General features: G+C 76.2%; 6 protein-coding genes and 1 pseudogene. 5 read left to right on the plus strand and 2 right to left on the minus strand.

From position 1 onward, the window contains the following. Nucleotides 1-2,886, plus strand: a 2,886-nt coding sequence (locus JNW98_RS30925; protein WP_504755608.1) for a coiled-coil domain-containing protein, incomplete at its 5' end; no start/stop codon positions are given. 109 nt (nt 2,887-2,995) lie between these two features. Here JNW98_RS30925 and JNW98_RS30930 read toward each other — a convergent pair. Further along, nucleotides 2,996-3,346: pseudogene (locus tag JNW98_RS30930) on the minus strand (hypothetical protein); the annotation flags it as partial. Nucleotides 3,347-3,734: 388 nt separating this feature from the next. Here JNW98_RS30930 and JNW98_RS30935 point away from each other — a divergent pair. From JNW98_RS30935 to JNW98_RS30945, 3 genes are read left to right on the plus strand one after another with little or no spacing between them, the layout of a single operon-like run. Further along, nucleotides 3,735-6,494: a sensor histidine kinase gene (locus tag JNW98_RS30935; protein WP_223771614.1), complete on the plus strand. Its 2,760-nt coding sequence runs from the start codon at nt 3,735-3,737 to the stop codon at nt 6,492-6,494. Continuing rightward, nucleotides 6,491-6,940 carry a roadblock/LC7 domain-containing protein gene (locus JNW98_RS30940; protein ID WP_185946027.1) on the plus strand — a complete coding sequence of 150 codons (450 nt, stop codon included), beginning with the start codon at nt 6,491-6,493 and terminating at the stop codon, nt 6,938-6,940. The genes JNW98_RS30935 and JNW98_RS30940 overlap by 4 nt, the downstream gene beginning before the upstream one ends. Next, nucleotides 6,937-7,356, plus strand: a complete 420-nt coding sequence (locus JNW98_RS30945) for a DUF742 domain-containing protein (RefSeq protein ID WP_223771615.1) — start codon at nt 6,937-6,939, stop codon at nt 7,354-7,356. Before JNW98_RS30940 ends, JNW98_RS30945 begins: the two co-directional genes overlap by 4 nt. Before the next feature lie 96 nt (nt 7,357-7,452). Here JNW98_RS30945 and JNW98_RS30950 read toward each other — a convergent pair whose 3' ends face one another. Next, nucleotides 7,453-9,816, minus strand: coding sequence for a glycoside hydrolase family 31 protein (locus tag JNW98_RS30950; protein ID WP_223771616.1), 2,364 nt, complete (start codon nt 9,814-9,816; stop codon nt 7,453-7,455). A 217-nt stretch (nt 9,817-10,033) separates the two neighbouring features. Between JNW98_RS30950 and JNW98_RS30955 the strand changes: the two genes are divergently transcribed. Then, the coding region (locus JNW98_RS30955; RefSeq protein WP_223771617.1) for an AMP-binding protein at nt 10,034-11,105 on the plus strand (1,072 nt) is incomplete at its 3' end.

Below are 11,105 nucleotides of genomic sequence, written 5' to 3' on the forward strand. Positions count from 1 at the left end.
GCCGCGGGCGCGTACGACGCCGAGCGCCGCCTCGCCGAGTCCCTCGGCGCCGAGCCGCGGCTCGCCGAACTCCTGGGCCTGCCGCAGCCCGCCGCCGGCCAGGTCCCGGCCCAGCGCGGCGCCGAGGGACGCGGGGAGGCCGCGGGCCCGCTCACCGCCGAGGAGCTGGACCGCAACGCGGACGCCCTCCGCGAACTCCTCGACGACACCGTCGCCACCGCCGAACGGCAGCTGTTCGACCTGCGCACCGCCGCCGCCGACGACTCCCGCATCCTCGGCGCCCTCGGCGACGGCGGCCTGCTGCCGGCCGGCCCCGACGTCCTCGCCACCGTCGAGTTCCTCGGCGAGCACGGCATCCCCGCCCTCCCCGGCTGGCGCTACCTCGCCCAGGCCGTCGACCCCGCCGACCACGCCCGCGTCCTGGCCGCCCGGCCCGAGCTCGTCGACGGCGTCGTCATCACCGACCCGGACGCCCACGGCCGCGCCCGCGAAGCACTGGCCGACGCCTCGCTGCTGCCGCGCTCCGCCGTCGCCGTCGGCACCGCCGCCGCCCTCCTCGCCCCCGTGCCCGAGGCCGACAAGGACAGCGGCGTCTTTCTCGTGCCGCCGAACCCCGCCATGCACGACGAGCGCGCCGCCGACGAGGAGCGGCACGCCCTCCGCGAGCGCGCCGCCGCCCGCGACGAGGACATCCGCGCCGTCGCCGGGCGCCTCGCCGCCGACCGCGCCCTCGCCGCCCGCCTCGCCTCCTGGCGCTCCGGCTGCCCCGAAGGCCGGCTCGCCGAGCTCGCCGCCGAGGCCGAGCGCTGCCGCGCCGCCGCCGAGGAGGCCCAGGAGGAGCTGACCGCCGCCCGGACGGCCCGTACCGAGGCCGACGAGATCGCCGCCGAGACCGCGCTGGTCCGCGACGAGCGGCAGGAGGCCGCCCAGCGCGCCCGCCGTGTCGCCGACGCCCTCGCCGGCCTCGCCCACCGGCTCCGCGAGCGCGCCCACTGGCAGACCCGGCTCCGCGAACTCGCCGAGGAGGCAGCCGAGTCGGAGGAGCGCGCCGCCGCCTGCGTCGACCGCGCCCGCGCCGCCGACGAGGACCGCCGCGCCGCCCAGCGCGCCGCCGACGACGCCCACCGCACGGCCCGCGCCCTGCGCGCCGAACGCGCCGAGATCGCCGGCGCCCCGGACGACGTCCCCGACGACGCCGAGGCGTCCACCGACTCCCTGCCCGCCCTCCGCGAGGCGTACCGCGCCGCCTCCCAGGTGTACGAGAAGGTCGGCGTCGGCGCCGACCTGCGCGCCGAACAGGCCCGCGCCGAGAGCGACGAGAGCGCCGCCCGCGCCGAACTCGACCGCCTCACCAACAAGGTCCGCACCCGCGCCGCCCAGCTGCTGGAGGGCACCGACGGCGCCGACGGCCCGTCCCGCCAGGCCGCCGCCGCCCGCGCCGAGGCCCTCGTCCAACTGCTGGAGAGCCGCGCCTCCGCGGCCAGCGAGCAGCTCGGCCGGCTCCGCGGCGAGGCCGAACGCCTCGCCCCCGCCGACGGCGAGGCCCACACCGAACTCCCCGAGGAGCGGGTGCCCGCCGACGCCGACCAGGCCAAGGAGCTGCTCCGCACCGCCACCGCCGAACTCACCGCGCGCACCGACGCGCTGGAGGAGGCCCGCACCGCGCACGCGAGCCTGCTCCGCTCGCACCGCGCCGCCGAGGACGCGGCCGGCGGCTTCGACGACACCGCCGCCCTCCTGCGCGACCTGCTCCGCGACAACGCCCCCGACGAGGAGGAGACGGCCCCCGAGCCGTACGACGGCACCCTGGAGGAGGCCCGGCAGGCCGCGGCCGAGTCCCGGCGCTCGCTGCGCGGCTGCGCCGGCGACCTCTCGGCGGCCGAGACGGCCGTCCGCGAGGCCAGCGACGTCCTCGTCCGGCACGCCAACTCCACCCGCTACGAGCAGGTCCGCACCCCCGCCCGGCAGCAGATCCGCGAACTCCCCGCGTCCGCCCTGCCCGAGCACGCCGCCGCCTGGGCCGACGCCTTCGCGCCCCGGCTGCGCGTCCTCACGGACGAGCTGGACCAGCTGGAGCGCAACCGCGACGGCATCGTCGACCGGCTGCGCGGGCTCGTCGAGTCCTCGCTCACCACGCTCCGCTCCGCCCAGCGGCTCTCCCGGCTGCCCGAGGGGCTGGGGGAGTGGTCGGGCCAGGAGTTCCTGCGCATCCGCTTCGAGGACCCGGACCAGAGCACCCTCACCGAGCGGCTGGGCGAGGTCATCGACGAGGCCACCCGGTCCGCCGTCAGGAAGAACTCCGACCTGCGCCGCGACGGTATGTCCCTGCTGCTGCGCGGCGTCCGGGCGGCCCTGCTGCCGCGCGGCGTCGCCGTCGAGATCCTCAAGCCGGACGCGGTGCTGCGCGCCGAGCGGGTGCCCGTCGGGCAGATGGGCGACGTGTTCTCCGGCGGCCAGCTGCTCACCGCGGCCATCGCCCTGTACTGCACGATGGCCGCGCTGCGCAGCAACGACCGGGGGCGGGACCGGCAGAAGCACGCGGGCACGCTCTTCCTCGACAACCCGATCGGGCGCGCCAACGCCACGTACCTGCTGGAGCTCCAGCGGGCCGTCGCGGACGCGCTCGGCGTCCAGCTGCTGTACACCACCGGGCTGTTCGACACCACGGCGCTCGCGGAGTTCCCGCTGGTCATCCGGTTGCGGAACGACGCTGATCTGCGGGCGGGGCTGAAGTACATCAGCGTCGAGGAGCACCTGCGGCCCGGGCTGCCGCAACCGGACCCGGAGTCGGAGCCGGTGCACGGCGAGATCACCGCGACGCGGATGTTCCGGCGGCCGGAGGAGGAGGCCGTGCCGGCCGGGCTGAACAGCCCATCCGGCGTTTGAGGACGCGCACCGCAGGTGCGCTCCAAAGGGTCCGGGACCCCGGGAAACGGCGAAATGGGGGTGCCCCCTCTGGGGGAGGGACCGGGGCACAGCCTCACGGATACCGAGGCCGCCGCACCCGTCGTCCCTCCCGCGCCGTGCTGCTCGGCACGGACACCACGCCGTGCCGCTGGCGCCATACCTGACGCGTCACCCACACGTCGAGGACGCCCCACGTCGTCGCCACCGTGCCGGTCACCGTGGCGATCAGCACCGGGAAGGCCAGCCACGAGCCGGCGAGCGTCAGCAGCACCGCGGCCATGGCGCACGTCGCCGTCAGCGCGACGAGGAGCACGGCGCGTACGGCCGCGGCCCGTACGGGGTCGGGCATGCGCGGCCGGTGGACCGGCTCTTCGGTCCACAACGGCGCGCGCGCCCGTGGGCGTCCGTCCGGCCGTCGTCCTTCGCGAACCCTGTCCATGGCGGCTCACCTCCCCCAGTGGCTGCCCCCGCTCGGGGCTTTTCCCGCAGGAATGTCAAAAATAACCCGGACCCCGGGACGTGTGCCGGGGCGCGGGCGCCGGAGCGCGCCGTGCCGCATGGCCGGGGATCGCCCCGGAAGAGGGCGACTTCAGGCCACTCCGGCTTGATCACGCAGCGGGTCCCGCCGCGTCCCCGGCCGCGATCCGGGCCGCCCGGCCCCGGAAGAAGTCCCCTGATCACGGGAGAACTCGGGACGACCCGGCCAACACCCCAAGCCCAGGCGCCCGTACAGGTCTTCGAGGGGTAATCCCCGCAGTAGTAGGCTCACGCCGCATCACTGTCGGAGCACCACCCCCGTCGCGCCGCGGGGTGCAGTGGGGGAGGCCATGCGCTTTCGCGGGAAATCGATCCGCCGGAAGATCGTGGCACTGTTGCTGGTGCCACTGGTGTCCCTGACCGTCCTCTGGGCGTTCGCCACGGTGATCACCGGCATGGAGGCGGAGCGCCTGCTCTCCGCCGCCGAGGTCACACGCGGAATCGGCCACCCGGCCGAGGACGTCGTCGACGCCCTCCAGAAGGAGCGCCGCCAGGCCCTCGTCGTCCTCGCCGCCCCCCGCTCCCACGGCGCCGGCGCCGCCCGCGACCGTACCGACGCCCTCGCCGGACTCCGCGCCCGCGAGCGGGCCACCGACAAGGCGGCCGCCGCCCTCCGCTCCGGCGCCTCCGGCGACGTGCGCGACGACATGAGCTCCACGGCCGCGGACTGGTTCCGCACCATGGACCGCCGCCTCGCCGGCCTCGCCGCCCTGCGCGCCAAGGTCACCGGCGGCACCGTCACCCGCGACGCCGCCTTCCGCGCCTACAACGAGATCGTCGCCCCCCACCTCGACTTCCTCAGCATCCTCGGCTCCGTCCAGGACGCCGACCTCGAACAGCAGCGCCGCGCCCTGGTGGGCCTCACCCACGCCCGCGAGTCCCTGTCCCGGGAGGACGCCCTCCTCGCCGCGGCGCTCACCGCCCGTACCGTCACCGCCCGCGAACTGCGCCTGCTCGCCGACCGCATGGCCGAACGCAGGATCCTCTTCGCGACCAACCTCCCCGTCCTGCCCGTCCGGGACCAGAAGGTCTTCGACGACTACTGGCGGGGCACCAACGCCCGGACCCTGAAGGGCACCGAGGAGGCGGTCGTCTCCGCCGGACCCGCCAAAGCCCTCCGCACCGTCGACGCCAAGCGCTGGCAGGCCACCGCCGGCACCGTCCTCGACGACCTCGCCCGCCTCGGCCGCGACGCGCAGGAACGCCACGAGGACCGGCTGGAACCCGTCGCCACCTGGGTCCTCACCAAGGCCGCCGTCGCCGGCGTGCTCGGCCTCGCCGCCCTGATCTGCTCCGTCGTCGTCTCCTGGCGCGTCGGCCGCGGACTCGTCAGGGACCTGCGGCAGTTGCGCCGCGAGGCTCACGAGGTCTCCGGCGTCCGGCTGCCGGCCGTCCTGCGCCGCCTCGCCGCCGGCGAACAGGTCGACGTCGAGACGGAGGCGCCGCGCCTGGAGTACCCGACCGACGAACTCGGCCAGGTCGGACGCGCCCTCAACTCCCTCCAGCGGGCCGCCGTCGAGGCCGCCGTGAAACAGGCCGAAATGCGCCGGGGCGTATCCGACGTCTTCGTCAACATCGCCCGCCGCTCCCAGGTCCTGTTGCACCGTCAGCTCGCGCTGCTCGACACCATGGAGCGCCGGACGGACGACGCCGACGAACTCGCCGACCTCTTCCGCCTCGACCACCTCACCACGCGCATGCGCCGGCACGCCGAGGGTCTGGTGATCCTCTCCGGCGCCACTCCCTCCCGGCAGTGGCGCAAGCCCGTCCAGCTGATGGACGTCGTCCGCGCCGCCGTCTCCGAGGTCGAGGCGTACGAGCGGATCGAGCTGCGCCGGCTGCCGCCGCTGGCCGTCCAGGGCCCGGCCGTCGGCGACCTGACCCACCTGCTGGCGGAGCTCCTGGAGAACGCCACCGTCTTCTCCCCGCCGCACACCGCCGTCCAGGTCGTCGGCGAGCGGGTGCCCAACGGCTTCACCCTCGAAATCCACGACCGCGGCCTCGGGATGAGCGCGGACGCCCTCCTGGAGGCCAACCTCGGGCTCGCGGAGGCACCCGAGTTCGACCTCTCCGACACCGACCGGCTCGGCCTGTTCGTCGTCAGCCGGCTCGCCCGGCGCCAGGGCGTCCGCGTCTCGCTCCAGCCCTCGCCCTACGGCGGCACCACCGCCGTCGTCCTGATCCCCGCCGCGCTCATCGACGAGGCGCCGGCCAAGGGGAGCGGGGCCACGGGCGGGAAGGCGGTCCGCCCGGACGGGCCGGTCGAGCTGGAACCGCCGCTGTCTCCCCTCGAAAAGCCCGAAAAGCCCGAAGGGTTCGAAGAGTTCGAAGAGCGCGACAGATTCGGCGGACTCGGCGCACCGGCCCCATTGGACAAGCGGGACCCACTGGACAAGCAGGCCCCACTGGACAAGCGGGACCCAACGGCTCCCCTGGACGCGGACGACCCGCTCGTACCACGCGGCCCCCGCCGCATCCCCGACACACGCGGCCCGCTGGCGCCCTGGAGCTCCCGGGTCCCGTCGGACGCCCCGGCCCACACCCGCCCGGCCGACGAGCCCGCCGCCCGCCGCCCGGCGGCCCCGGCTCCCGCCTCCCCGGCGTTCGGCTCGCGCGGCGCCGAGCGGCGCCCCGGTTCCGGCACGCACGGCGCTCCGGCCGGCGGTCCCGGAACGGCCGGTCCGGCGACGCCCGGCGGCCTGCCCCGCCGCCCCCGGCACCCCGTCCTCGTCTCCGACCACGGCCGCCCGGTGGGCGAGCCCCCGGACCGCGCGGACCACCAGGACCACCCCGGCCTTCTGGACGAACCCACCCCGCCCACCGGACTGCCCCGCCGCGTCCGGCAGGCCGGCCTCGCCCCCCTGGTCAAGGAAAGCCTTCGGGCCGCCGCCGAACCGGCCGACGCCGACCACGAGACCGCACGCGACCCGGAGGAGGTCCGCGCCCGCATGGCGTTCCTGCAACGGGGATGGCAGCGCGGCCGGGCGGACGCCCCGCACCCCACCGAGCACGACAGCACACGAACCACCAACGAAAGGGACGGTCGATGACCGCCATACGCAACGCGTCGGCAGACACCGCCACGGCACAGCCCGCGGGCAACGGCAAGCTCAACTGGCTCCTCGACGACCTCGTCGAACGCGTCGGCACCATCCGCAAGGCCCTCGTCCTCTCCGGCGACGGCCTGGCCGTCGGCTCCTCGGCCGACCTCACCCGCGAGGACGGCGAACACCTCGCCGCCGTAGCCTCCGGCTTCCACAGCCTCGCCAAGGGCGTGGGCCGCCGCTTCGACGCGGGCCAAGTGCGCCAGACCGTCGTCGAACTCGACGACGCGTTCCTCTTCGTCACCGCCGCGGGACAGGGCAGCGCCCTCGCCGTCCTCGCCGACGCCGACTCCGACATCGGCCTGATCGCCTACGAGATGACGCTGCTCGTCAAGCGCGTCGGCGCCCACCTGGCCAGCTCCCCGCGCACCGGCGAGGCCGCCGGCGGATGACCGGACGGAGGGCCGGAGACGGCGGGAACCCTGACACCACCGGAGAGCCACAGCACTGGTACGACGACGCGGCGGGCCCGGTGGTCCGCCCGTACACCATGACCCGTGGCCGCACCCGGGGCGCCGGGCAGCACCGGCTCGACCGCACGGCGTTCGTCATCGCCGTGCGCCCTCCCGACGCCACCGACGACCGGCTCGGCCCCGAACACCTCCGCATCGCCGAGCTGACGGCCGAGGACCCCCGCTCCGTCGCCGAACTCACCGACCGCCTCGGCCTTCCCTCCGGCGTCGTCCGCGTCCTCGTCGGCGACCTCTTCGAAGCCGGCATCGTCCGCGTCGACCGCCCGATCCCCCCGGCGGAACCACCGGACGAGAGCATCCTGCGCCTGGTGATCAACGGCCTGCGCACGCTGTGAGCGCGCCGCGCGCGATGCACGACGGGGGCGGCCCGGTCCCGTACCGCCCGGGGCGGCCGCCCCCCAAGGGCGGTACAGGGCGGGCTTCCCCCGCCCCTAAACCCCCCGCACCCGCACCGGAAACCCCACCTCCGCCGCCCCCTCCCGTTCCACCGCCACCGCGCCGTCCCGCCACGCGGTCGTGAACCGCACCACCTCCGCCGTCCCGGCGCCGGTGTCGACGGCCAGCACGCCGCCGCCCGTCCGGCCCGCCGCCGGAGCCCACACGTCCAGCTCCACCCCGCCGTCCGCGCCCGCGACCGGGACCACCGCGCCCGCCCGCGCCAGGACCGGGATCCGGGCGAGGGGAGCGTCGAGCAGGATCTGCCCGGGACCCTCGTGCGCGCGGCCCGTCGCCGTGTCGTACCAGCGGCCGCGCGGCAGGCGCACCGCCCGCCGGTCGGCCCCCGGCTCCAGCACCGGCGCCACCAGCAGCGCGTCGCCCAGCAGGAACGCGTCCTCGCAGTCCCGCAACGCCCGGTCCTCCGGTGTGCGCCACCACGCCGGGCGGACGTACGGCGCGCCCGTCACCCGCGCCCGGTGGGCCAGCGTGACGAAGTACGGCAGCAGCCGCATCCGCTCCCGCAGCGCCGCGCCCGCGTGCTCCAGCACCTCCGGACCGAACTCCCACGGCTCCCGGCGCCCCGCCGAGATCGCCGCGTGGGTGCGGAAGAGGGGAAGGTACGCGCCCAGCTGGAACCACCGCAGATACAGCTCCGGCGACGGCGAACCCGTGAAGCCGCCCACGTCGGGGCCCGAGAACGGCACCCCGCACAGCCCCATCCCGAGCACCAGCGACAACGACGCCCGCAGCCCCGGCCAGCCCGTCGTCACATCGCCGGACCACGACCCGCCGTACCGCTGCATCCCCGCCCAGCCCGACCGCGAGAACAGGAACGGCCGTTCGTCCGGCCGCAGCTCGCGCAGGGCCTCGTACCCCGCCCGGGCCATGGCCAGGGCGTAGACGTTGTGCGCCTCCCGGTGGTCGCCGCCCCGGCCCTCCAGCGCGTGCCGCGCCGACAGGGGCAGCGTGTGCTCGCCGAACGCCGCGAAGGCCGCCGGCTCGTTCATGTCGTGCCAGAACCCGGAGAACCCTTCCGCCAGCCGCTCCGCGTACAGCCCGCCCCACCACCGGCGCACCCCCGGATCGGTGAAGTCCGGGAAGACCGACGTCCCCGCCCACACCTCGCCGCGCACCGGCCGCCCCCGGCCGTCCCGGACGAACGCACCGGCCGCCACTCCCGCCTCGTACACCTCCCAGCCCGGCTCGGCCTTCACCCCCGGGTCGACGATGGACACCAGCCGGACGCCGTCCTTCCGGAGGTCGGCGGCCAGCTTGGGCAGGTCGGGGAACCGCTCGCGGTCCACGGTGAACACCCGGTGGCCCCGGTAGTGGTCGATGTCCAGGTGCACGGCGGACAGCGGCAGCCCGCGCTCCCGGTACCCGGCCACCACCCGCCGTACCTCCGCCTCGGTACCGAAGCCCCACCGCGCGTGGTGGGGCCCCAGCGCCCAGGCGGGCGGCACCGCGGCGCCCCCGGTCAGCGCCGCCCAGCCGCGCAGCACCCGCGCCGGGGCGCCCGCGATCACCCAGTACCGCAGCGGACCGCCGCACATCCGCAGCTCGCAGCGGCCCGGCCGGTCGTGCCCCGAACCGGCCCCCTCCTCGCCCTCCCACAGCAGCACCCGCCCGTCCCAGGAGTTGTCGTGGAACACCAGGTGCGTCCCCGCGTCCGCCACCACCAGCTGCACGGGCATGGTGACGTACAGCGGATCGTCCCCCGGCTCGAACGAGCCCCCGGGATCGCTGTTCCACAGCCGGTACGCGCCCTCCCGCAGCCGCGGCCCCGCCGACCGGCCGCCCAGGCCGAAGAAGCGGGCGTCCGGCGCCACTTCCGACCGCTGCGTCCACCGCGAAACGCCCCGGCCGGCCTCCGCGTCCACCGGATCCCACCAGCGCGGCGGCTGCTCACGCCGCAGCATGACCCCGCCGGGCGTCCGCACCTCCACCGCCCCGTGCCGCGACACCACCACCAGCAGCCGCTCCGACACCACCCGCCAGCCGCCGTCCGTGTCCGGCTCCAGCACCGCCCGTTCGTCCACCTCCGGCACCGGGCCCGCCAGGGCGTACGACGGCCCGGGCCCCGCGCCGTCCCACCCGCAGAACACCGCGCCCCCGGCCGCCACCCGCACCCGCAGCGACGACCGGGCGAACCGCACCACCCCGCCGCCCGGCTCCGGCTCCGCCCCGCACGCCGGCCCCGGCACCCGCGCCCGCTCGGCCACCGGCCCGTACGCACCCTCGGCGTCCACCCGCCGCCGCCACCACGCGGCCCGCACGGACCGCAGCACCCGCGCCGCCCCCACCGTCCTGAACGACGTCACCCATTTGACCGACCGTCCCAGGTCATGCGCATCCATGCCGTTCACCCTGCCACCCACCCCCCATCGGATGGAGCGGGTTCGCCGCCCGTTCACCCGGCGGTGACCGACGCCTCCCGGCGGCACGGCCCGGCACCCCTGGTGCGGAAGACGATCACATGGCATCGTCCTCGTCAGCCGCGCGCGCCGGCCCACACCCCGGGAACCCGCCGCACGGCGGCCACGCCCACGACGCGTACAGCCGGGAGCAGCCACGATGACCACCGCACCGCACCACGCCGACCAGCCGACGCCCCTCTGGCGGCCGGACACAGAACGCGTCGCCCGTGCCCAGGTCACCCGCTTCCACGCCCGCGCCGCCGAACGGCACGGCGCCCCCGCGCCCGTCCCGGGCGACGCCGAGGCGAGCTACGCCGCCCTCCACCGCTGGTCCGTCGACGCCCCGGAGCCCTTCTGGCAGGCCGTCGCCGAGTGGTGCGACGTCCGGTTCACGCGCCCCTACGAGCGGGTGCTCGCCGACGCGGCCATGCCCGGCGCCGTCTGGTTCCCCGGCGCCACCCTCAACTACGCCGAACACGCCCTGCGCACCGCCGAGGACCCCGCCCGCGCCGCCGAACCGGCCCTGCTGCACACCGACGAGACCCACGACCCGCGCCCGGTCACCTGGGCCGAACTCCGCGCCCGCGTCGGCTCCCTGGCCGCCGAGCTCCGCCGCCTCGGGGTCCGCCCCGGCGACCGGATCAGCGGCTACCTGCCCAACATCCCCGAGGCCGTCACCGCGTTCCTCGCCACCGCCGCCGTCGGCGCCGTCTGGACCTCCTGCGCCCCCGACTTCGGCGCCCGCAGCGTCCTCGACCGCTTCCAGCAGGTCGAACCCGTCGTCCTGTTCACCGTCGACGGCTACCACTACGGCGGCAAGCGCCACGAGCGCGCCGAGACCGTCGCCGAACTCCGCGCCGGGCTGCCCACCCTGCGCGCCGTTGTCCACATCCCGCTGCTCGGCACCGCCGCGCCCGAGGGCGCCCTGGAGTGGGACGACCTGACCTCGGGCGACGTGGCGCCGGTCTTCGAGGAGGTGCCCTTCGACCACCCGCTGTGGGTCCTCTACTCCTCCGGCACCACCGGCCTGCCCAAGGCCATCGTCCAGTCCCAGGGCGGCATCCTCCTCGAACACCTCAAACAGCTCTCCCTGCACTGCGACCTCGGCCCCGGCGACCGCTTCTTCTGGTACACCTCGACCGGCTGGATGATGTGGAACTTCCTCGTCTCCGGCCTCCTCGTCGGCGCCACCGTCGTCCTCTACGACGGCAGCCCAGGCCACCCCGACA

This window comes from Streptomyces huiliensis, from assembly GCF_020037025.1.
In the GTDB taxonomy this organism is placed as follows: Bacteria; Actinomycetota; Actinomycetes; order Streptomycetales; family Streptomycetaceae; genus Streptomyces; species Streptomyces huiliensis.